Below are 24,251 nucleotides of genomic sequence, written 5' to 3'. Positions count from 1 at the left end.
GGGAGAGTAATTGTAAGCTTTTCTCGGATTTGCCTATTGCACATATTGCACAACAGGTGGTGTGCGTGGCGTGTTTTATGGCATGTTATGGTGAAATGTAACGTAATGGTCAAATCACGATAAATCAGTAGTTTGTGGTGGGTGTGGGTGGAGAATAAATATTATGATTTTAAATAACAGTGAATGTACGAGGTGGAACGGGGGGTTAGTTGGGTAAGAAATGGGTCAAAAAGTAACAGAAAAAAACACCCCTCAATTCGTATAGAAAAATTGAGGGGTGGTAAATCAAAAGATAACTGAGTGTTACGTTACCATCCTAACTTCAGGTAATCGTCGATAGAGTCTGCTGCTTCTCTTCCTGCTCCCATTGCAAGAATAACGGTAGCAGCTCCAGTAACGATATCCCCACCGGCCCAGACACCTTTTTTAGTGGTTTTGCCAGTGGCGGCTTCAGTAACAACGTTACCCCACCTGTTGAGCTCCATATCAGGGGTCTCACTGGTGAGTAGAGGGTTGGCGCCAGACCCAACAGCAACGATACAGAGATCGCAGGCAAGCTCGAATTCAGAGCCCTCTATTGCGACAGGTCGTCTTCGTCCTGAATCATCGGGTTCACCGAGTTCCATCTTGAGGCATTCCATGCCAATTAACCGGCCATCTTCATCCCCAAGATACTGGGTTGGGTTTGTGAGAAGAAAGAGCTCAATACCTTCTTCCTCGGCGTGATGGATCTCAGCAGTACGGGCCGGCATTTCTTCTTTGGAGCGTCGATAGACAATCTTAACGCTTTCAGCACCGAGCCGCATGGCGGTTCGGGCCGAATCCATTGCAACATTGCCCGCGCCAAGAACGACCACGTTCTTGCCAATAGGGATCGGAGTGTCAACCTTCGGATACTCATAGGCTTTCATGAGGTTGGCACGGGTGAGGTATTCGTTAGCTGAAAGAATGCCTACATAGTTTTCCCCGGGAATATTCATGAAGCGTGGTAGCCCTGCTCCAACACCTATGTAAATAGCATCAAAGCCCTGTTCAAAGAGCTCGTCCAGAGAAACAGTGCGACCGACCACTGCATTGCATTCCAGTTTAGCGCCTTGTCGTTCGAGGAAATTAACTTCCTGGGCCACGATTTCTTTTGGTAGCCGGAATTCGGGAATGCCGTACACCAGAACACCACCAGGCTTATGGAAGGCCTCAAAAATGGTGACGTCATGGCCTTTGGCGACAAGATCTCCGGCGACAGTCAGGCCTGAAGGACCTGAACCAACAACGGCAACTTTTTTACCGGTGAGCTCAGCCCGTGGAGGAAGTTCTCCGGTGCCATGGTCCCGCTCGTAATCGGCCACGAAGCGTTCAAGGTTTCCGATGGCGACAGGCTCACCTTTACGACCAACAATACATTTTCCTTCACACTGAATTTCTTGAGGGCATACTCTGCCACATACCGCTGGAAGAGCGTTTTTACTCCAAAGATTTCTTGCAGCCCCGGTAAAATCACCTTCAGTGATCAACTCTATAAATCCGGGGATGTCAACGCCAACCGGGCAGCCCGCTACGCAGGCTGGTTTTTTACACTGCAGACAACGTGCGGCCTCTTCCTGAGCCATTTTAACGGTGTAACCGGTGGGCACTTCGAGAAAATTGCGCGCACGTACTTTAGCTTCTTGTTCCGGCATTGCAACTCTGCCGGCCTTCTTGTCTTTTGTAGCTGTCTCCGCCATAATGTCCTCCGTAGACATTTAACTTCACAGTAATATGTTATAAACGATTATTGAGCGTCGCGAATAGTGCAGTAGTCACTGTGGCATTTTTTTTCATCAGCCGCATAGGCTCTGAGCCGCAATATTAATTCGTCATAGTCAACTTTATGGCCATCAAACTCAGGGCCGTCAACACAGGCAAATTTTGTTTCTCCACCGATGGTTACCCGACAACCACCACACATGCCGGTGCCATCAACCATAATTGGATTAAGACTTACCATGGTTTCCACGTTGAATTCTTTGGTCAGGTTGGAGACTGCCTTCATCATGGGGACGGGGCCGATGGCTACAACAAGTTTAATATCTTCTTTTTCAAGAACATCTTTTAAAACGTCCGTTACAAAACCGTGGTGTCCTATGGAGCCATCGTCACTACATAGTTTTAGATCGTGGGATGCTTTTCTCATCTGATCTTCCATCATGAGCAAGCCCTTGTTTCTGGCGCCGATGATGCAAGTCACGTCGTTGCCCACATCTTTTAAGCCGCGGGTGATCGGGTGGAGAACAGCAACCCCAGTTCCGCCGCCAACACAGACGACTTTTCCGAGTTTTTCAAGGTGGGTAGGCTTGCCAAGCGGGCCGATGACATCCTGGTAGCCATCGCCAACTGCGAGGTCCTTAAATAAAGCAGTGGATTTTCCAACGACCATATATATTATAGTAATGGTGCCTTTGGACGGATCAGTTTCCGCCATGGTGAGAGGGATTCTCTCTCCATTTTCATTAGCTTTAAGGATGACAAACTGGCCGGGCAGAGCTTTTTTGGCAATTAGGGGAGCTTCGATTTCATTGAGAATAACAGTTCCTTCTGCCATCTCTTCTCGTCTCACAATCTTAAACATTTTTCCCTCCGGGTGTAAAAAACCATTGAATTTTACAAGCAAAAAAAGAATCTGTGATTGGGGTAGATTTCCACAGTTAAATAATCATAAAGCGGCCTATTAATCAACATCTATTGTTGAGATACGCTAAAAGGTTGTGAGGTATCTTTCTGTATTAATGGTGAAAATGAACGGGTGATCTGTGCGGGTTGTGCTTTTGCTGGTAGGGTGCGTTTTAGAAATATGAGTTAAATAGTCTCAGGAGCGAGATGATGCAGTGGAAGGAAATAATTGAAGAAGGATTAGTTAATCGTAGAGAATTACATAAGATTCCCGAGCTGTGCTGGGAGGAAAATAAGACGTTGGCGTTTCTTATACAGGCCTTGGATGCTTATAAAATAGTATGGAAACCGTGTAGCAAGACAGGTTTAACAGCTCATTTGGCACAGAATGCAACAGGACCTCATATTGCACTACGAGCCGACATGGATGGTCTTTTGATGGATGAGGCAAATGAGTTTGTTTACAAATCCACGGAAAATCATCGAATGCATGGTTGCGGCCACGATGGTCATATGGCGGTGATGCTGGCTACTGCTTGTTGGTTAAAAAAACATGAGGGCCAGCTACCCGGGCCTGTTACCCTTATTTTTCAACCTGCTGAAGAAGGCGGATATGGGGCCAGGGAAATGATAGCTGGTGGCGCTTTAGAGGGAGTGGATAAAATCTTTGGCTGGCACAACTGGCCGGCAATTGCATATGGCAAGGCTGTTTGTAAAGAGGGTGTTGTCATGTGCGGGAACGCAAGTTTTACCATTGAGGTTGAGGGGCGGGGCGGCCATGCCAGTCAACCCGATATATGCCAGGATCCGGTACTTGGTGCTGCAGCAATTACCCTGGCCCTGCAGCAGATTGTCAGCCGCAGACTACCACCTCAGGATGCAGCGGTGGTTAGTGTAACTTCCTTTGATGGTAAAAGTGGTGAAACAGTGATTCCCAACCGAGCAACGTTGAATGGTACTGTTCGCATGGCTTCTATTAAGGGTCTGGCAAGAATCGGCGAGATTATGCAGGAGGTTGCAAGCTCGGTGGCTCAAGGCTATGGAGTCGAGGCAAGGGTTAACTTTAAACAGCGCTATCCGGCGGTGATTAACACAAGGGAGGAGGCCGCTCTGTTGAGCAAGAGTCTGGTTCAGGTATTCGGTGAAGATTTTGAATGCCATGAGACTGCGGTACCTCTCATGGCTTCTGAAGATTTCAGTTACTATCTTGAAAAAGTACCTGGGGCATTTGCCCTGGTGGGGGCTGGAGACGGTGGACGACACTCCATTCCATGTCATAATACCACCTATGACTTTAACGATAACCTTATTGATCCACTGGTTCGGGCAATGTCTCTTGTTGCTGGAGCCCCGCTACCGTAAAGCTCTATAGATGTTTCGATATTTTACTGGCTGCGTGATAGCTTTTCTTCCGATGTTTTGCTCAATTGTTATTTGACTCAAGCAACCAGTCAATAACAGCACCTGGATCTTCAGCGGGAGCAGGTTTTTCCCGGGCAGGAGCGGACTCAGGTTTATCAGGGACTGGGGATAACTGGGCTTTTGGAGCTGCTGTTTCAGTGGTAAGAATGGAAGGTTGTTCTGGCAGATCTTCTATAATTTCGGGTGTCACTGCTTGTTCAACCGTTTGCTGCTCTGGGCCTGTGGTTGTTGGTGTTTCGTCACTAACAACTGGAGAATCAGGGGGGGAAGTTAGTTCCGTGGTTGCTGGTTGGGATGGTTTTGAAACCGGTTCCGCTGGTTGAGGAGTCAGTGCAACGGTAGGTGTTTGGACTTTTTCTACTATTTCGGGGAGTACTACGTTTTCATCTCGGGCAGGTGTATCAGTGACCACTGACTGAGACTGCTGATCCACCTTGGTGGAGGATGGAGCAACTTGATCCTTCGACTCATCAGTACGATTTTCTAATCCATTATTTTCTGTTCCATTACTCTCTGGGGCTGTTACGATAGTTTCAGGTTGAGTTGGAGGCACTTCACCGATCTCGGGTTCTGTACTTTCTACTGCTGTAGAAAAAATGACCTTTTGCTCTGTTGTCGTAGAGCTCTGGTCCTTAACCTCGGGAACCTCTTTTGCAAGAGGTACTGCAGGTTCCAGGGGAGTGATTTGTGGCTGCTCTTTGGCAATATTGTTTGGCTTTTCTCTTTCTGGAGCTTTGGCAACCTCGGTGGAATTACCCCCATCCTGGGGTTCTGCCTGTGCGTTGAGATGTCTGTTTTCCTGAGGTATCACACCTGTAGCCTGGCCAGTGGCTTTCCCGTTACCAGAAGAGGCAATGGTTTCTTTATATAATTTTTCAATGTATTGGCTGATCGACTCAACTTTGTTTTCATCAAGGACCAGGAAACCAGACATGAGAAAGGCGATGATGAATATAGGAACAGCCACCCTATATTTTCTGCTCTTTCTTTTTGGCTCTACTGCTAGTTCAAGCTCAGGTTCAGGGTCCGGTAGTGGTTGTGATGCCTTGTATATTTCTTCAACGGATAAGGGGGGAACTTCTGATGCTTCCAGCCAGTCTTCATCAGTTGACTCAGTAAAATCAGGCTCCTGAAAAGTCTGGGGAATGTGGGAAAATCGAAGGTGCGCAGAGGATTTCCAAATCGTTTCATCTGTAATCTTGTCCAGTTGATTTTGACATCCATAGAACAGGGCATGGTCACAGATGATATTGATTACACGAGGAAAACCTTCTGAAAGAGTATGTACTGCAGTAATTGCTTCCGGGGTAAAAAGTTCTTTTTGGCAGCCGGCTATCCCAAGTCGGTATTCAATACATGTCTTTGTTTCTTCAGGTTCTAGAGGAAAGAGAGTGTAGTTTAGAGTTATACGTTGCCGTAGAGCCCTGTTTTCGTACTTTTCTAGGCTGGCATTAAATTCATTCTGGCCGACTAAAAATATATTGAGTAATTTTTTGTCCTGGTTCTCAATGTTAGAAAGGAGTCGAATTTCTTCCAGAACTTCATCAGTTAAATGCTGTGCTTCATCGATAATGAGGAGAACTTTCTTCTGATCTTTGTCAGCTTGTTCCAATAATGCTGTGAACTGGATTAAAAAGTCACTCTTTGATTCAAAATGAGCACCCATCTGGAACTTTTGGGCAACGAAATTTATGAAATCGAGTTTAGTGAGTCCCGGGTCTGAAACCCGGGCAACAATGATATCATCTTCAAGGCTGTTAACAAAGGCATTGATCAATGTGGTTTTCCCGGTTCCCACATCCCCTGTTAACAGAAGGAAACCCTTGTCATCTTCAATTCCATATTTAAGGATCGACAAGGCCTGTTGATGCTTATTTCCCAGCCAGAGAAATTTCGGATCAGTGCTTATCTGAAACGGTTTTTTATTTAATGTATAGTAGGAAAGATACTCCATCCCCTGTCTCCTCTAAACTTTTCAAGCTGATCCGACCTACTGGCTGGTGTATTCGTCTAATGATCCGGCGTGTTTGCAAGCTACAACATATAGTTTATAACATTTCTTTAATTGCATCCAGAATTGGATTCTCTTCTTTTATAATATTTGGTTGAATTTCAGTCTGATGCAAATGTTTCTTGACACAATCGTATTGTTCCCACCCTTTTAGAGGATAGTCCAGATCAACTGAGTTCCACTTTGGGTGGCCGTTTGCTTTGAGCCAATCGAGGTTGTTGTTTATAAGTGCCGCAAAACGACCGACATTTCTGCATTGGGTGTTACGAAAGTTATAGGAAATCAGTACTGATTTGACCGCAACAGAGTTCACTGGTTCAGTCTGCCATGGATAGGTTGCACCCGGAATTTTACTTTCTGGATAAAAATCGACAATGGCCTTATTTTCAATGGGAATAACATGCAAATTGTCGGTGTCGCTGATCTGTTCGCTAAAAAGTTTAACTGGATATCCTGCTACATAAAACATTGCATCTACTTCCCCTGCCTTAAGCTGACTCAATGCATCACCTGATCCAACTGTGACCATATTGGCGGGTGTAATACCTGAGACCTTAAAGAGTAATTTCGATGTGAGGTATGTTCCACTGCCTTCTTTACCAATGGCAACATTCTTTCCCTTAAGATCATCAAACGAGGTTATCCCTTTATGACCGACAAGGTGAACTTCTTCGTTATAGAGGGGAAAGACCATCCTGATTTTTTTGGCAATACTCTTGAGTACGGGATCGGTTTGAACCTTTGCAACAAAGGCAAGAACATCCGACTGAACTATTCCCAATTGGGTTCCAGGGCGCTTATAGACAGCGTATACATTAGAGACAGAGCCGTTAGAGTTAATGACCGATAGGTTGACACCTTTGTCTTGTGTTAGAGCCTTGAGATTGAGACCAAACTGGTAGTATGTACCTTGAAGTCCACCGGTCATGATCCCCATAGGAATAGAGGGTGTGCTTTGCGACTGGGCAGCAATTGATGAACTCAATGTGAAGAGAAGGATGAAAAATAGAATACGAATCGGTTGTGTCATTTTAAGGCTCCTGCAATTCTAAGATTTTGCCTCCTGAAAAGAACTAAGAGAAGTGTATGGAGTGATTTTCGTTGGGTAAACTAATCCTAACTGTAATACGATTCATTTTCAAATTTTTTTCGGGTATTTTTCATAGCTTATAGTCGTAAGGGACGATATGACTCAGGTGTGTAGAACACCTGGTGAAGTACTGACTATAGCAGTGATTATAGTATCTCTGTAACATTTAATAGGAGCTTTTTGGCCTGGAAATACGGATACGGTAAATAGTAGTACCTTGGGCACTAAAAGGGGCAGCCCTTTGAACCGGACGAGAGGATGACAGATATCCTGACAAAATCTGCGGCAGTAGCTACTGCCATAGCGCGGACTATGCACAGGTAGGAAAGGGAAAAATCAGTATTTTTGTATGAAAGGAGCAACAGGAAAAGAGGTTTTGTTGATGGGTCGTATGATTGAGTTGGTAGAGTAATACCTGTACACTCATCTGAAACTGTCGATAGTGGGCGGTGATGCGGCATTACTGGCCATTAGCAGTTTCTAGGACTTTTGATACCCTACAGTTAGTCTTATGATGCTTTTGCCACGGAGACCCGATTTCTACCATTGCTTTTGGCGTGATAGAGTTCTGTGTCAGCCATACGAATAAATTCCTCCATATCTTTAACCGGAACATAAGATACTTTACTGTTTACGATGCTAATACCGGCACTGATCGTAACAGTACATGGTGTATCGTTGAAGTGCATCTGGGTTGTCTCAATTTTGCTCCGGATCTTTTCTGCAACAGTCATTGCTCCTTTTGTATCTGTAACACTCAGTATAACCGCAAATTCTTCTCCACCATAACGAAAGGCCATGTCTCGAGGTCTGGTCGCAAGGGATTTCAATATTTGTGCGACATTTTTAATAACTTCATCACCAGACTGATGGCCATAGGTGTCGTTGAAATTCTTGAAGTGGTCAATGTCGATCATGATGAGTGCAAGGGGGGAGTCGTTTCTCTTGGCATCATTAAATTCCCGTTCTAAGCAAATATCAAATGCCCGACGATTCGAGATCTGGGTGAGCCCATCTGTAAGTGCTATTTTATCCAGGGCTTCATTGGCGGTCTCAAGTTGTTTTAGGGTTTTGTTTAACTCAAGTGTTCGATCCTTGACCATTCTTTCAAGAGAGCTGGATAGGTTTTGTTCGGCAAGGATTCGTTGTCGTTTTTCTTCGTTGATTCTTTCTCCAAGAGCGATTGACAATAAAATTACCTCAAGAACACCACCTAATTGCATAATGTTTTCAGTCCAGAATACGCGTGGAAGTAGTCCAAATTTACTAAGAGATGCCAAAACAAAGGAGGCTAGAAGTGTAAACCAGGCAAGGGTAAAAATCCGTGCAGCTAAATGACCTGACCACCAGAGACGGAGGCCTGCAGACATGATCAGGATCGCACTGGGGATTGCAAGGAGAAGCATCAGCTTAACCATTGGTCCGTATGGCAAAAAGGGAGCAAAAGACCCTGCAATCACAGCAATAAGTGCCATAGTATGCAATATCTTTTGTAGATACGGGCTTGTTTTTCTGAGATTGAGAAAGGAAGTTGCAAACAAATTGGCAAAAACAATTGTTAGAAAACCAAAAAGCAGTAAAGCGTGTTCCTGCCACCACACTGAATCCAAGGCATATTGCTGAAAAAAACCCTGTAAAACCCCCTGAAAAAAGAAGTAACTAAAAGTAAAGAAGACATATAAGAGATACGACCATTCCCTTAGGGAGAAAAAGAGAAAAGTGTTGTAGAGGATCATCGCCAGAATTATCCCAAAATAGTGGCCCTGAAAGATGAGACTTGCCTGATTGCTTTGAAAGAATCCTGTAGAAGAGTAAATTCTTACGGGGATCTGAACGGAACTCTTGGACTTAACGCGGATATATATATCTTGATCCTGTTCTGTGGACGGGAGGTGAAAGATGAAGTTACGGTGTTTGACGGGGCGTTGGCTAAAGAGGATCTGGTCCCCTGTTGTACTGGTAAGGGTTATTGTTTTATTATGGGCCACATACAAGTCTATCTGATCCAAGAGTGGGTAGCCGATCTCAAGAATCGTATCTGGTCCGGGTTCTAATGAGCCACAGATTTGTATGTTTAACCAGTAAGCTGAACTGCTAAATCCAAAACTTGGAACTGCGTCGCGTTCAAGAGCCCACTCTTTTTCAGGAATATGTAGTATTTGATCGATGTTTTGTTCTGTGGTTTCATCCTCAATGAACCTGATGGCCCCCTTGAGATGGTAACTGTTATCAACGGGATTGAGGTTGACGCAGGTTACTGATGCAAATGCGAAAGTTGTCTTGCAGCAGAGCACAATAGTGAGAATGAAGAGATGAAAAAAGAGGTGTGAATGTTTCTTTTTTGTATGAGATATTATTTGAATAACAGTTCTCCTGAAGTGTAAATATTCTTTTCTAAGAGCCTTGCTCTATGTATCTCTTCTTATTTGAGCCATTTGCAAAAGGCTCATTTGTTATCGCATTTTAGCACAGCTGGATTACCTTTTTCAAAGAAGGACTGAAAAAAACTGTAGATGTTTGCTGATTATGCACTGAGCATTTCTATAACCCCAAGAGGTGACTATGACACATTCCACTCGAAGGAACGTATTAATAACAGGAGTGAGCTCTGGATTAGGCGAAGCTTTAGCCACTCTTTATCTAAGAGAGGGCTGGCATGTGTATGGCTTGAGCAGACGAAAGCCAGAACAGCTTATGGGCCATGAAAAATTTAAATTTGTACATGTGGATCTTTCAGATTTTCAATCTGTTACCACAGGTATAAGAGACCTTGTTGATTGTGAAGAATTGGATCTTGTGATTTTGAACGCTGGTATCATTGGTACGTTTGGGGATATGGCTGATGCAACCTTAGAAGCATTGCATGAGATTATGGACGTGAATGTCTGGTCAAACAAGGTTATTGTCGATTTCCTGGTTTCAGAAACTATTGGAGTTGCGCAGGTTGTTGCAATTTCCTCCGGTGCATCCATCAGTGGAGCCAAGGGCTGGGGTGGTTACGGAATATCAAAGGCTGCACTCAATATGATGATTAAGCTTTATGCGGTAGAGATTTCGGAGACCCACTTCTGTGCCCTAGCACCCGGTCTGGTTGATTCACCAATGCAAGACTATTTATGTAATCTTGAAGGGGATGAAAGTTATTCAATTCTTGAAAAACTCAAATCAGCTCGCAATTCAGAAATTATGCCCCAGCCGGATCTTGCTGCAGAGCATATAGCAGTAGTCATTAAGCAATTGCCGACACTAGTTAAAAGCGGTGATTATGCTGATGTACGAAAGCTGGAACTTCGGTGAATTAACATGTACTATTGTTTTTGAGCGTAGCCTTTCATGAAAGATGTCTAGTCTGGATTTAGAAAGATCAACTGGTGCATTGGCAAACAGAGTTTGTTACATTTGTTCTGAGGTTTGTACTACTCATCAATTTCAACAATCAAAAGGAGATTGCAATGGCAAACTGCGGTGAAATGAAAGAAGGTGAAATATTTGTTTGTGAAAAATGTGGCTTGGAATTAAGAGTGCATAAAACCTGCAAATGCGGGGGGGCTGATGGAACCATTCAATGCTCGGTTCCTCTACAATGTTGTGGCCAGGAGATGGTGAAAAAAATAAAAGGGACTATCCTCTAGCTCTAAAGGGCAAGGTGTTTACCCTGTCGTCGCTTGCAGAGTTTTATGTCTAACCCCGATAAACGGGAAGTAAAGCCGGGATAAATGCCTTGTTGGTAACAATCAACTTCACGATTTTTAATATCGATCCTGAGTTTCTCGGTGTCTACGCTACCCGGAGTCTACGCTACCCGGAGTCTACGCTACCTGTTTTTATGACAGGTTTTCAGGAGTAAGGCACTAACACCCCACAAGGGCATAAGTGCCTTGGTGGTAAGATTAACTTAGGTTTTCAAAAACAATTCCTGAGTTTCTCGGAGTCTACGCTACCTATTTTTATGACCGGTTTTCAGGAGTAAGGCACTAACACCCCACAAGGGCATAAGTGCCTTGGTGGTAAGATTAACTTAGGTTTTCAAAAACAATTCCTGAGTTTCTTATTTTTATGACCGGTTTTTAGGAGTAAGGCACTAACACCCCACAAGGGCATAAGTGCCTTGGTGGTAAGATTAACTTAGGTTTTCAAAAACAATTCCTGAGTTTCTCGGAGTCTACGCTACCTATTTTTATGACCGGTTTTTAGGAGTAAGGCACTAATTAGAAAGTCCGGTGGCTTTAATAATAACCAGAGTAATATCGTCCTCGTTTTTCCTTCCGGCGGTAAAGTGTTTCAGCTCGTCATAGACTGTATTAAGAATGGCTCCGGCACTACGGCTGGCGTTTGCTCTGATCAGTTCACGCAGTCGTTTTTTTCCAAACATTTCTTCCTGGGGGTTAAATGCCTCCCAGATACCATCTGTGCCGACGGCAATGATCTGGTCATGGACAAGACCTTCTCTTTTATTGATCTTATATTCAACTTCATCCATGACTCCAAGGGCAATACCGCTGCCTTTGAGCTCTTCAAAAGTATCTGAGGCGGGGTCGTAGAGCAGTGCAGGATCATGGCCGGCCCGTATCCACTCAATTGATTTACTTTCCGGGTCGAGGGAAAGATAAAAGAGGGTCATAAAGCGTCCAGTCTCAAGCACATCCTTTGACAGATGACTATTCATGGCTGAGATTATTTCTGAACTTGTACCGGGTTGAGAGGCTCTCATTCGTAGAAAAGCCCTGGCAGTGGTCATAAGCAGTGCAGAGTCAACACCATGGCCGGAGATATCACCAACAACGACACCTAAAGGCCCTTTGCCCGATTCTTGTCGCCAGATAAAGTCATAATAGTCCCCGCCAATTTCATCACAGGAGACATTTCTGCCGGCAATATCAAGGCCCTTAACTGCTGGCTCCCCTTGGGGTAGTAGGCTTTTCTGGACTTCTCCTGCCAGCATAAGGGCTTTTTTGTGTTCCGTCATATCGGTGATAAAGGCCATGTTGCCAATTGTTCTGCCTTGATCATCTCTTAATGTGTTGCCATGAATAAGAATAGGGATGTGTCGACCGTCTTTTGCAACCAGCGACCCCTCAATTTTCCTATATTCCTGTTGTAGTAAAGACTCACGATTGGCGAGCATGTAGTTTTTGAATTCTTCTGTTGCCACATCAAATGGAGATTTTCCTCTGATTTCTTCCGGGCTGTAACCAAGCAGGTTGCAGTATGCCTGGTTAAAATCAATAACGGCAAGGTCTTCATCCATTAAGACAAAACCTTCTGAAGTTGTTTCTACTATTCTGCGGAACTTTTCTTCACTTTTCCGAAGTGCATCTTCTGCCTGTTTTCTTTCAGTAATATCAAAGAGTACACCTTGATTATGGGTTTTGTTTCCATCTTCATCACGCACCACCGAGGTTTGGTCTTCTACCCAGCGAATGTCACCCGATCGTGTAATACACCGATAGATCATGGTGTATTCTTCAACATCACTGTCCGCATGACTAACAATTTCTTCTTTGACCCGATCCATGTCATCCGGATGAATAATATCTTTGTATTCTATACCTCCATCAAAAAATTCTTGGGGTGAGTAGCCAAATTGCTGGAGATTCTTGCTGATGTATTCAAGGCGAGGGCTCTCATTACCAGCTTCTCTTCGAAAGAGGATGACGGGACTGCGTTCGACTATGAGATCAGCCATACGTAATTCCTTAAGGACTTTCGTATGCTCGGCACATTCCTTGGTCAGGTTTTCTTTGTCACGTGCTATAGATTGTTTAAGTGCGGCGAGCTTGTTTTCCGCAGCTATAAGCTCGCTACGAAGTCCTGCAGCCGCAGAGAGCTGATCGCGAAGATCTGCTATTTGATTTAAAAGTTCCTGCTCTCTACTTTTTGTACTGTTTGTCATTATTACACCAGATTACATTCGCAGTTTATATTCGATCATGTCCAACTGTATGTTCAACTATTATAGGGTAAGTAACGAGAATGAAGAATTTGTAACAAGCTAGTTATTCACCAATAATTATCAATACAACGTGTAAGCATTTGCATGGCCAATAACAGTATTAATATGGAATTTACATAAGGAATGTGTTCTCAAGAGACAGAGATGACTGATTATTCATGGTTGAGCCAAAAATAGATTGTGCTCTATTAGAAATAGAGCCACTTCTTCTGCTAAGGGTCGGGCGGTTGTCCAATGATACAAGTCATGCATCGGAACCTATTAAGTTCATGACAGTATCCTTTAATAACGGGTAATAGAGTTTCTTTCGAGCAGCTTGGCAGATAACGTCCTCCCACTGGTGAAAAGAATTCACATTTTTCAATGTATGGTTGGTAAACTTTGGGTTACCCTTTTCCGCAATTTCCCGGATTCCTGCAAGGGCCTCAGCATCAGTAGGAAAGTACAATGGTATTTCTCCTTTATCCTTTGGGATTTCTGCAAATAGTGCTTTGGACTGTCGCTCACGTTCACAGTCTTCCACAAACTTTTTCAGGCTGAAAAAATTGAGGCTTCCTAGAGCCCCCAAGGCGTGTCGTATCATATGTACTCCATACTTGCGGAGCGCGTTACGGCTTAATTCTGAATCGGACAGAGCCTGGGAGGTCACATCGGCTGCACTGGTACTGCCTCCGGTTTGGGCGGAGGGGAACTTGGTAATCCAGGTGTTGAGCCGCGCCAGGGCTGCATTGATAAACGTTTGATGGGGGGAACTGTAAGATAGATTACCACCCGCCTCGGTAACACTTGGTATGCCACAGTGAATACAGGATATACCCGGGGTAACGGTCTGGGCGATAATCATCATGAAAAGGACCTGGGCATGATTTTGTGTCAGGAAAGATTCAGGGCTAAAGGGGCCAGAGACGCCTGCAATGCACTGGTCGATAAGTAGAAGGTGGTTACCTCTACGAGCACTACGTAAAAAAGGATCAACCATATTATTCATAGGTGTAAGGGAGGTGATCAGACTAGTGCCGTCCATCCAGTGGTCTTTGCCTTTGAAAAATGTGAGCTCGTCGTCACCCATGGTCCTGGTGGTGATCATTTTGAGGCCCTGATAATTTTCCTCCATCAACTGGGCGATCTCGATGAGGGAAATAGACTTGTCCCAGGCCACCGGCAGGCTGAAAATTTCGGTAACATCCTGCTGCTCACCCACCGTGGAGATAATTTTCTTGTACTCCTGGCGGTTGGCAGGACGCAGATCTTCGTTGTCAGCCCTTTTTAAAAAGGGTGGTGTTGCACCGGTGCCAAAGGTGTTCATTCCAGGGTTTATTGCCATTTCACGAGGTACCAGCTCAAGGCAGTGATCGATATAATCCCGCTTCAAAGGAATAAACAGCGCGGTTTCATTGTCGAAATCTATGGCATCGGCTTGTATAAGCAGATCCATGAGTGGCTGGTTCAGGGCGATATTTATACCGATATCAGTAAGTAGTTGTTTTGCGTTTTCGTCAATACGTTGGTAGGTAGCTTTTTCCGTGATCAAGTTGCCTATATCCTCCATCCGACATTTCGCTTTTTTCAGAACATCTTTGTCGGTGGCATGGATTAAAATATCGGTATAAATTGATTTGGCATCTCTGAATTGAGCCCTCTTCTCCAAGAGCAAACCCTTGTTAAATATTGTATCTGCCTCTGTTTTCATTGTTGTCTTGACCATATTTTACGTACAAATGTAATGGTTAATTCCAATATTGATGAAAACTATTCTTTTTAAGATAATCGTAATTGTTTGATTATCTATATAAAATATTTTTGTAAAAGGAGTTATTTTTCCAAGTAAAAGTCCAGGTGTCAGGGCTTTTATTGAATAATTATAGAGAAACGACGTAGTGCGGTTTTTGTAAGGCTGTGCAGAAAGTGTTAGTGTGTAAGATTCCAGAGCAAGGTTGTATCAATAACGGATATCTGAGTAATTTTCATAAAAATATGTAAGCCAAGAGTGGAACGATGAAAGATGCGAATTATTGGGTAGAAAAGTTAGAGCTTGAAATACATCCGGAAGGTGGATTTTTTAAGGAAATCTATCGATCAGATGACGCTATTTCCAAGGAGGCATTACCAGATCGATTTTCTGGAAAACGAGCTTTTTCCACAAGTATCTACTACTTACTTAACAATAGAAATATATCACGTTTTCATAGGATTAAGCAGGATGAAATTTGGCATTTTTACGAAGGTACTGCTCTAACCATTCATTGCATATCAGAAAACGGAGTATATTCGAAACATGTACTTGGTAGAAATATTGAAAATGGAGAGTCATTTCAAGTGGTCGTTATGGCCGGCACCTATTTTGCCGCAGAAGTAAACGACAAAGAGTCGTTTGGCCTGGTGGGCTGTACAGTATCTCCTGGGTTTGACTTTGAAGATTTTGAGCTACCAGAGCGGGTAGAGCTTATTCGGGTCTTTCCTGAGCATCGTAAAATAATAGAATTATTTACAAAATATTAATTGGTGTTGTTTGTCGCCCCATGGGTGGTAATGCTGGACGCCGTTTTCGATTTTGGAAATTTAATATGAAATATCTATTGGTTATGTGTTGTGTAGTATTCTTGTTTCTCAATCCTGCGAGTGGTGTTACTGCTGACTACCAGCCATGGTCCGAGAATGTTTTTAGAGCTGTTGAACAAGAGTATGGCGAAGGAGCTGTGAAACGTCTTCGTTATCTCCATACGATGATTCTTGAGAATCAGGATTTACATGTGATGGAGAAACTGAAACTCGTCAACAGGACACTGAATAATATTCCCTGGATTGCAGACAGCCAACACTGGAAAAAGTCAGATTACTGGGCCTCTCCAATGGAAACAATCACTACTTTTGGCGGTGATTGTGAAGACTTTGCAGTGGCGAAGTGGCTGGTACTTCGCCACCTTGGTATTAAGCCCGAACATTTCCGGCTAGCTTATGTGAAAATCAAAGCAACCGGTGAAAATCATATGGTACTTTTATATATATCAAATCCCTCAGAGCCGCCAGAACAGTGGGAGGCCTATGTGCTTGATAATTATGATCCCGAAGTTAAAAAAGGATCGGAACGTACTGATCTGATAGCGGTGTATCTCACTGACAGGGATGGGACTATTGTTATAATTGGAACCAGAGGTAAGGATCATTTTATAAAAGGTGTATTCAAAGATCGTAAAACCAAAAAGCTTGATGACTTAATTAAGAAAATTCAAGAGGACAGAGAACGATTCAAAGAGCTGAATGATGGCCGGGCTCTTCTACCTTAACTCTGACGAAGGCTCAGGAATACACCAGATCATGGGAATCATCTTTTTTCATGCAGGTGGTAATATTCAATATACACAAAGGGTAACACCATGAACGGTTTCTGGTCCAGAACCTGGAGTTCACCGGTTCGTGCTGGTTTAGCAGGATTGCTCATTTCTGTTGTAATTGCCTCAGTTTTGTATGGGTTTAACTGGCATACGTTTTATGATACCAGAACAAACTTTGCCCAAAATAGGGCTGCTCAAGTTGCAAAGGATATAGAAACGCTCGCCATTGTGACCAGGGCGTCCCCTGGAAATGATGCCCATTTTCGGGAGGCAGTGGCAAGGTACAGCGAGTCAAGGCGTCAGCTCATAGATGTGAGTCGTGTTCAGAAAGGTGATGAAAAACAAGTCGAATGGCTTGAATCCAATGATGTTGTTGTTGATGAAACCCGTGTCCCTGTGGTTTCAGAATTTGAACTTGAGGCCGGTAGAGCAACGGATTTAAGTTCATCCCTGTATGTTTCTTTTCGAGTAGGTATTCGGCCACCTTTCAGAGTAGCCCTGTTCAGGGCATGGAGTTTTTCAGCCCTTGATTATATTGAGAACCCACAACAGTGGAGAGAGCAGTTTCTCTATAACAGGTCAATTCCCCTCTATGGCTATCTCATAACTATTTTGCTTGTAGGGTTTGGTACAATACGTGCTTTTTACCGGGATCAGCTTGAGTTAACCAGACTTGATGGGGAAGCCAGAGAATTGGAAGTTGAACTTGAAGAAATGGAGAAACAGCACTCAGAAGACGTTGCCAACTTTCATGATCAGGTGAAACAGACAACGACTCAGCGTGATGAAGCGATTCGCAACAGGGATCAGTTGGTGGAAGAAATTGGTGGAATAGAACGCGAGTATCAGGATCTTGTACAGGCCGCTGGTTCAATTGATGGGGATGATCCTCGCTTTAAGGAGGCGAGGAACAGAAAGAATCAGGTTGAACGTGCCTTGGCCAGCTACAATGTCAAAGTTGCGTTTTATGAACATGAACTTGAGCATACGCGTTCGGAGCTCGAAGCTGCTGACCAACTTCTCCATGAGGTTGAGGATCGCAGGGAAGATTTGAGTACAAAGTTACGGGACCGGAACCAGCAAATTCGTAAATTGCAGGTTGCTATACAGGATACCCACAATGAATTACGGAACAGGCAGTCAGAGCAGCTCCGCTTAGGCCAGGCTCATCTACGGGAATTAAGGGAATGGGAGGAAAGTCAGGGGCTGATTGAAGAACAGCTTGGCCAGTGGGTTGAAAACGATGGTCAGGCTCAGATTAATTTTTCGAGACACAGTAAGGTTGACTGGGTTGAAGAACAGTTTGAGAAAATAGACCGCAGCTTTGTTGATCGTTATTTTACCCATGTGAACAATAGTGAATATGAGCGGGGGCGTAATCGCCTTATTCGGGTCCATACCGAAGGGGGAGAAGATGGTGAAATCACAGGTGGAACAATATTGGTAGCCTTGGATGATGACGGTGGGCGTTCTATTTCCATGCGGTATGAAACCACGAAAGATGCACCAGGACCTCAGTATGTTGGTTTTGCTCTGGCACTTCTCTTACGGAGTAAATGTCGAGATTTTCAGAATTTTCCAATTCGAATGCGATAACGTGTAGACCGATGAAAAAGCCGCTTTTTGACACATGGACTGAAAAGTATGACAACTGGTTTGAAACCCCTGTCGGGCAATATGTAAAACAATATGAGTTGGCTCTTCTTCTTGAGATGTTAGATCCCCAGCCGGGGGATCTGATTTTTGATGCGGGCTGCGGTACAGGAGTTTTCACCCGGGATATTATACATCGGGGCACAAAAATTGTCGGTATGGATCTGTCAGCTCCAATGGTAGCAAAGGGGTACTTGAGCATGAAGGGGCCTTATTTTTCAGGTGTTTGCGGAGATATGTGTGCCCTGCCTTTTGCTGACAACAGTTTTGACAGGGTGTTTTCCATGACAGCAATCGAGTTTATCCCCGATGCTGCCCAGGCTATTTGTGAACTGAGCCGCGTTGTGAAAATAGGGGGGACTATAGTGGTAACCACCCTCAATAGTTTAAGTCCATGGGCAAAGCGACGTACTCAAAAGGCAGAAGAAGGCCACTCACTCTTTCAGAATATTATTTTTAGATCTCCGGCTGATATGCGTTTACTCACCCCAAAAGACAGTGTGATTAAGACGGCAGTACACTTTCAAAAGAATGAATCTGTTGAGGATATTCCCATTATAGAGGAAAAGGGCTGCACATTGTATCCAGATACCGGGGCCTTTCTCGCTGTACAGTGGGTTAAAAAATGATTGTCTCTGTTGTAGAGGCCCTTATGACGTGATTTTGGAGTAAGGTTCCAATCAATCACTGGATCCCAGAGAAGATTTGCAATATTGCAAAACATGTGCAAAAGGCACCTGGGCAAGGCTGCCAAAGAGTGGATTACCCCGCAGAATTCTGGTTGCTGAAACTGCTGGTGAGTTCAGACCACAGAGAAAACGTGCCTGCTGTCGGGGTTGTGACAATGCATTTGGATATTCTTTGGTCAGCGATCGTACCCCTTCTACTTTGTCGGTTTGCACTTCTTCAACTATCCTTTTCTGCACCTTGGCAGGAGAGTCGCCAAGGCATATGCCACAATGGCCGCATGTATTCAAGATTTCACCAAAGTAATGCAAAAGATAGCCAGTTAAGCAGCCATCATGTTGTGCGTAGTCGAGCATGTTTTGAATCCTGCCAATCTCCATCTGCTCATGTTCTAGAAATGTCCTCTGTAGATGGCTACAGACTTCCTGACGATGTACATCTTTATCAAGTCTTCTGAATCGTTGCCTGTAACCACCCAGTTGAAGTTCAATAAAACCTTTATTTTCCAGATCCTCCAATGCTCGAAGAATAACTGAACGGTTATGACCAGTGGTGATGGTAGCCTGGTCAGTATCCAAAGTGCCCCATTTTTTCGCCATGGTGCAACAGCTCAACATCTTACGCAGAAAAGAAGCCTGGTTTTCCTGGTAATGGGAGACAATTTCATCAAAGCTAAAAGCCGGAGCTAATCGAATATTGCTATAATAAAAACCTTCCGAACGGATAATTCCCATAAGCTCCAGACGAGTCAACAAGGTGTTCACAACAAGTGTGCGCATATCGTGTTTGCGTGAAAGTTCGTAGGTAGAAACGTCTATTTCACCTCCCTGATCAAATATATCATCCACAATGTCTACAATACTTTGAGGATCAGGTGTGTCACCATAGACAAAGTTTTCAAGTGTGGTGCAGTCGTCGGCGCAGGCGAAAAGTTCGCAAACAGATGGCTTACCATCACGGCCTGCTCTGCCTATTTCCTGCATATAGCTCTCAAATCCTTTCGGCAGGTGATAGTGGTAAATATAGCGTATGTTGGCTTTATCTATGCCCATGCCAAAGGCAATTGTGGCACAAATAATATCTATGGAATCATCCATGAACCCATCTTGCACGGCTGCACGGTTCTCAGCCGACATTCCAGCATGGTAGGCCTTTGCATTAAAACCATTTTCCGCAAGATTTTGAGCGGCCATTTCTGCGTCGCGCTGCAAGCTGACATATACAATTGTTGATCCGGGTGCTCTTTCACGTAATCTCTTGATGAGGAGTGTGGGTCTTTCACTATTGCTGCATGCAGTAACGCGCATTTCAAGGTTGGGCCTGTAGAATCCTGTGTTGATAATATTGTGATCTTTTATATCAAATGCTTCAGCCATATCAGCAGACACCTTAGGCGTTGCCGTTGCTGTGAGAGCAAGTACTCGCTCCACGCGGAGCTCTTGAGCAACCCGAGCAAGCTTTAAGTAATCTGGCCTAAAATTATGTCCCCATGCAGAAATGCAATGGGCTTCATCTACTGCCAACAAGCTGAGTCGTTGACCTTTAATGATACTCAAGAACCTCTCGTTTGACATGCGCTCGGGAGCAACAAACAGAATTTTAAGTTGCCCCGTACGAATGTTGTTCATTGTACTTCGGTAGCCATCAGCATCCAGGCTGGAGTCAAGACGCTCTGCAGCGATACCCTGCTTTTTTAAGCTGTCAATTTGATCCTTCATAAGCGCAATCAATGGCGAAATGACAAGGGTTAATCCAGGCATCAGTAAGGCGGGTAATTGATAGCAGAGACTTTTTCCAGAGCCAGTGGGAAAGATGGCAGCAGCACTCTCACCACCCAGCAATGTGGTGATGACCTCTTCTTGACCAGAACGAAAAGTATTAAATCCAAAATTATCTTTGAGCGTTTGATAAATATCACGTTTATCTATTCGATCTTTAGCTTGCTGAAAATCCATGGCTTACATTTCTCTCTATCGGCTATATGTTTGTCCAACGTATTCTTGATAAAAAATAGACTAAAATGCCTATCATATTATTTGTGGCAAGATACTCCGTTATTAACATATTAAAAAGTTGTAGCCAAACAGATCTTCTTTGTGTCTCATTCTAGAAATTTTGCTTTACAAAACAGGTAGCGCAGATTCCAGGAAATTTGAATATTGAGTTGTGCAAAGCGTGCGAATTATTAAGGGAGTGCTGAAGATCCGGCATTTTTCGTCGAGTAGAGAGTATCTCTCCTGTTTTTGCTTTGACTAACCTGAAAATATTGTGAGATACTGATGCTATGTGTTGTAATCTTATTATTTGCCAAATTACGGGGTGAAACATATGGCTGAAATGTTTCGACTTATAACTCCAATTACTTATTGGGTTCTGATTCTACTGTGGTCTTTCATTCTTTATTTTTATGTAAAGAAGATGTGGGACAGCAAAACGAAACAGTTGTTTCATGCTCTAGTGGTTATTCTCGCCATAGACGCCTTTCGAACCCTCTTTGAAAGTTTCTATTTTGGCCTCTGGTACACATCTCTTTCAGGTCTGATACCTCTGCAGATAGGTGAATTTCTGACACGGCCTGAACTCGTGATAATCCCGAAAATCATTAACGTTATTGCTGCTGTAATTATTATCATATTACTGCTCAAAAGATGGCTTCCAAAAGAGGAGCAAGAACATAATAAATTGGGAGCGGCTTTGCATGACAGCGAGGAGGAGTTCAGGGCCTTTTTTGAAAATAACCCGGTATCTTGCTGGCTAGAGGATTTCTCTAAAGTGCAAAAACACTTTGAAGATCTTCGTGAAAGGGGAATCGCAGATTTAGAAGTTTACATTGATGAGTCTCCGGAAGAGTTAGTGCAAATATCTCAAGCCATCGAAATCAATGATGTTAACCAGGCCACTTTAGACCTTCACAAGGCAGAGAGTAAGGATCAATTATTTCAAGGACTGGAAAAAACCTTTACACCTGAATCATTTGAAACGTTTAGAAAAGAGATAGTTGATTTATGGAATGGCAAGATCCAAAACAGTTATGACGGAGTGGTGAAAACACTAGATGACGAACTTCGCTATGTGAAAGTCAGCTACAAAATACTGCCTGGATATGAAAATACTTTGAAAAAGGTATTAATTACACTTGTTGATAACACCTCAAAGTGGCTTGCTGAACAACAATTGTTAGTAAGTCAAAATAGATTTGATCTCGCAATGCAGTTCACCAACGATGGTCTGTACGACTGGAACTTGGAGACGAATGAAATCTGGTATTCTTCAGGCTGGAAAAAAATGTTGGGTTATGAACCTGATGAATTGGAAAACAATTTCTCTCTGTGGGAGCGACTTACACATCCAGACGATACTAAGGCCTCATTGCAGATGCTTAATGAAGTGATTGACCGAAAACGGGCCAGGTTTGAAATAGAAATAAAAATGAAGCACAAGAATGGCGATTGGGTTGATATTTTATCCCGGGCCAATGTTGTATTTAATGATGAAGGAAAAGCAGAAAGAGTCGTGGGTACCCATGTTAATATCACCGAACGGAAAGCTAGGGATAAAGAACTGAAAAGCCTTGTTCGAGATCAAAATATTATCCTTGATAACGTACCTAACTTTATCATTTTTAAAGATACTCAAAACACTATTCTCAAAGTTACGAATAGTGTTGCTCTGATGACAGGTCTGCCCAAAAATGAAATTGAAGGCAGACCTTCAAAAGAAGTTTACCCAGATATGGTCGAAAAATACTGGGAAGATGACCTGGAGGTTATTCGGACAGGGCAACCAAAGCTTGGCTTTGTTGAACCGTTGCCGACAGCAGATGGCAAAACAAAGTGGCTACTAACCGACAAAATCCCTTATTTTGAAGATGAGAAAGTCGTTGGTATTCTGGTTATTTCAACCGACATCTCAGAACGTGTGGAGTCTGAACGTCAGTTGAAAGAAAGTGAAATGAGATTCAGGTCTCTTTTCGAAAATGCTGCTGATGCCATATATGTGGTATCCATGGAAGGCAAAATACTCGACGTTAATTCGGTTGCACAGAAACAGACTGGATTCAGTAAAAAAGAATTGCTATCAATGGACGTTCGTGACCTTGATCCTCGTACCATAGAAGATCAGGATATGGAAAATATCTGGGAAAATATCGATTTAGGTGGGATTGCAACACTTTCAACACATCATATAAGAAAGGATAATTCCCAGATTCCAGTTGAGATCAGCTTAACACGATATAAATTTAAAGAGGACATATTCCTTCTTGCATTTGTTCGCGATGTTACTGAAAAAGTGGAAACGGAGCGTCAACTCCAACAAGCCCAAAAGATGGAGTCCATCGGTAACCTGGCTGGCGGTATTGCCCATGATTTTAACAACATCCTCTCATCAATTATTGGCTTTACCGAACTGGCTATAGAAGCAGCCCCAGAAGGTTCAACCCAGAGAGAAGACCTCAAAGAGGTATACATAGCTGGTAATCGGGCAAAAGAACTAGTGCAACAGATTCTGGCTTTTGCCCGTCAGTCAGAAAAAGAGACGAAGCCAGTCAGGTTAAATGATATTATCACTGAAGCACTCAAATTACTTCGGCCATCAACACCCACAACTATTGACATCAAACCGACCATCGATAACCCAGTAAAGGTAACTGGAAACAGTTCGCAACTGCACCAGATTGTTATGAATCTTTGCACTAATGCGATTTATTCGCTTGAGGAATCAGGCGGAGTTCTCGAAATTGATCTGAGAAATATTTTTCTTAATAAAGATTCTGAACCTCAAACCTCTAAGCTACCAGCAGGAGAGTATGTTGAGCTCACTGTTTCTGATAATGGTCCTGGAATCGATCCCACAATAATTGAGAACATTTTTGAGCCATATTTCACGACAAAAGGAGTTGGCGAAGGTTCAGGAATGGGGTTGGCGATGGTGAAGGGTATAGTGGAGAGCTATGGTGGTGATATCAAGGTGCAAAGCGTGCCAGGGAAAAAGACTTCTTTTGCAATCAGATTTCCTGTAGCAACGGGAAAAAAGTATGAGGAATTAGAGCAAATCGATCGAGCTGCCTCTGGTACAGAAAGAATTCTATTTGTCGATGATGAACCACCGATAGCTCGAATGGGAAGCCGTATGCTTGAGAGTCTTGGGTATACTGTGACTATACGTACGAGCAGTTTTGAAGCTCTCGAGTTATTTAAGGAAAAGCCAGATACTTTCGATCTGGTTATAACTGACATGACTATGCCATCTATGACTGGAGACCAGCTTTCAGTTGAAATGCGGAAAATCAGACACGACATCCTGATTATTCTTTGTACAGGGTATAGCAATACAATTAATGATGAGAGTGCAAAGCAGATAGGAATTGATGCTTTTGTTTACAAACCATTGACTAAGGCTGATTTGGCCAAAACCATCAGGGAAGTTTTGGATGATTGCTGATATTACGAGGTTTGA

Annotated in this window: 16 protein-coding genes; 8 read left to right on the top strand and 8 right to left on the bottom strand. The window is 43.5% G+C overall.

Translation table 11 applies throughout. The features are described from left to right. Nucleotides 1-308 precede the first annotated feature (308 nt). Both gltA and ACX6CI_RS18550 read right to left on the bottom strand, forming a co-directional pair. Nucleotides 309-1,721 (bottom strand): NADPH-dependent glutamate synthase, encoded by a 1,413-nt coding sequence (gltA, locus tag ACX6CI_RS18555; RefSeq protein ID WP_458775150.1) that lies wholly within the window; start codon nt 1,719-1,721, stop codon nt 309-311. Nucleotides 1,722-1,768: 47 nt separating this feature from the next. After that, nucleotides 1,769-2,605, bottom strand: a complete 837-nt coding sequence (locus tag ACX6CI_RS18550) for a sulfide/dihydroorotate dehydrogenase-like FAD/NAD-binding protein (protein ID WP_458775149.1) — start codon at nt 2,603-2,605, stop codon at nt 1,769-1,771. Nucleotides 2,606-2,853: 248 nt separating this feature from the next. On the opposite strand from ACX6CI_RS18550, the gene ACX6CI_RS18545 reads away from it, so the two are divergent. After that, nucleotides 2,854-4,008, top strand: coding sequence for an amidohydrolase (locus ACX6CI_RS18545; RefSeq protein WP_458775148.1), 1,155 nt, complete (start codon nt 2,854-2,856; stop codon nt 4,006-4,008). A 61-nt stretch (nt 4,009-4,069) separates the two neighbouring features. Here ACX6CI_RS18545 and ACX6CI_RS18540 read toward each other — a convergent pair whose 3' ends face one another. From ACX6CI_RS18540 to ACX6CI_RS18530, 3 genes are all read right to left on the bottom strand, one after another. Next, entirely contained in the window at nt 4,070-6,022 is a 1,953-nt protein-coding gene (locus tag ACX6CI_RS18540) for an ExeA family protein (protein WP_458775147.1), read from the bottom strand. 94 nt (nt 6,023-6,116) lie between these two features. Then, on the bottom strand, nt 6,117-7,109 hold the full coding sequence (locus ACX6CI_RS18535; protein ID WP_458775146.1) for a TAXI family TRAP transporter solute-binding subunit: 993 nt from the start codon (nt 7,107-7,109) through the stop codon (nt 6,117-6,119). Between the two features lie 569 nt (nt 7,110-7,678). Further along, nucleotides 7,679-9,463: a sensor domain-containing diguanylate cyclase gene (locus tag ACX6CI_RS18530; RefSeq protein ID WP_458775145.1), complete on the bottom strand. Its 1,785-nt coding sequence runs from the start codon at nt 9,461-9,463 to the stop codon at nt 7,679-7,681. A gap of 268 nt (nt 9,464-9,731) precedes the next feature. Here ACX6CI_RS18530 and ACX6CI_RS18525 point away from each other — a divergent pair, with 268 nt between their 5' ends. Together ACX6CI_RS18525 and ACX6CI_RS18520 are read left to right on the top strand one after the other, a co-directional pair. Further along, nucleotides 9,732-10,466, top strand: a complete 735-nt coding sequence (locus ACX6CI_RS18525) for an SDR family NAD(P)-dependent oxidoreductase (protein WP_458775144.1) — start codon at nt 9,732-9,734, stop codon at nt 10,464-10,466. Between the two features lie 155 nt (nt 10,467-10,621). Next, nucleotides 10,622-10,801, top strand: coding sequence for a hypothetical protein (locus ACX6CI_RS18520; protein WP_458775143.1), 180 nt, complete (start codon nt 10,622-10,624; stop codon nt 10,799-10,801). A gap of 572 nt (nt 10,802-11,373) precedes the next feature. Here ACX6CI_RS18520 and ACX6CI_RS18515 read toward each other — a convergent pair. Beyond that, nucleotides 11,374-13,062, bottom strand: a complete 1,689-nt coding sequence (locus tag ACX6CI_RS18515) for a SpoIIE family protein phosphatase (RefSeq protein ID WP_458775142.1) — start codon at nt 13,060-13,062, stop codon at nt 11,374-11,376. 304 nt (nt 13,063-13,366) lie between these two features. Further along, on the bottom strand, nt 13,367-14,812 hold the full coding sequence (locus ACX6CI_RS18510) for a trimethylamine methyltransferase family protein (protein ID WP_458775141.1): 1,446 nt from the start codon (nt 14,810-14,812) through the stop codon (nt 13,367-13,369). A gap of 305 nt (nt 14,813-15,117) precedes the next feature. Here ACX6CI_RS18510 and ACX6CI_RS18505 point away from each other — a divergent pair, with 305 nt between their 5' ends. The 4 genes from ACX6CI_RS18505 (at nt 15,118) to ACX6CI_RS18490 (ending at nt 18,736) form a co-directional block, all read left to right on the top strand. Next, nucleotides 15,118-15,621 (top strand): cupin domain-containing protein, encoded by a 504-nt coding sequence (locus ACX6CI_RS18505; RefSeq protein WP_458775140.1) that lies wholly within the window; start codon nt 15,118-15,120, stop codon nt 15,619-15,621. Between the two features lie 65 nt (nt 15,622-15,686). Continuing rightward, nucleotides 15,687-16,406 carry a transglutaminase-like cysteine peptidase gene (locus ACX6CI_RS18500; RefSeq protein WP_458775139.1) on the top strand — a complete coding sequence of 240 codons (720 nt, stop codon included), beginning with the start codon at nt 15,687-15,689 and terminating at the stop codon, nt 16,404-16,406. Nucleotides 16,407-16,496: 90 nt separating this feature from the next. After that, the gene (locus ACX6CI_RS18495) at nt 16,497-18,050 is read left to right on the top strand and encodes a hypothetical protein (protein ID WP_458775138.1); all 1,554 of its coding nucleotides are present in this window, start codon (nt 16,497-16,499) and stop codon (nt 18,048-18,050) included. 11 nt (nt 18,051-18,061) lie between these two features. Then, nucleotides 18,062-18,736, top strand: coding sequence for a class I SAM-dependent methyltransferase (locus ACX6CI_RS18490; protein WP_458775137.1), 675 nt, complete (start codon nt 18,062-18,064; stop codon nt 18,734-18,736). A gap of 51 nt (nt 18,737-18,787) precedes the next feature. Here the strand turns inward: ACX6CI_RS18490 and ACX6CI_RS18485 are convergent, their stop codons facing one another. Continuing rightward, nucleotides 18,788-20,749, bottom strand: a complete 1,962-nt coding sequence (locus ACX6CI_RS18485; RefSeq protein WP_458775136.1) for a RecQ family ATP-dependent DNA helicase — start codon at nt 20,747-20,749, stop codon at nt 18,788-18,790. Nucleotides 20,750-21,122: 373 nt separating this feature from the next. Here ACX6CI_RS18485 and ACX6CI_RS18480 point away from each other — a divergent pair, with 373 nt between their 5' ends. Beyond that, complete coding sequence (locus ACX6CI_RS18480; protein WP_458775135.1) at nt 21,123-24,236, top strand: PAS domain-containing hybrid sensor histidine kinase/response regulator; 3,114 nt, start codon at nt 21,123-21,125, stop codon at nt 24,234-24,236. Nucleotides 24,237-24,251: the final 15 nt, after the last annotated feature.

This window comes from Desulforhopalus glucosivorans (genome assembly GCF_054397165.1).
The sequence above is the reverse complement of the archived record's forward strand: the minus strand, read 5'-3'. Positions and strand labels throughout refer to the sequence as shown.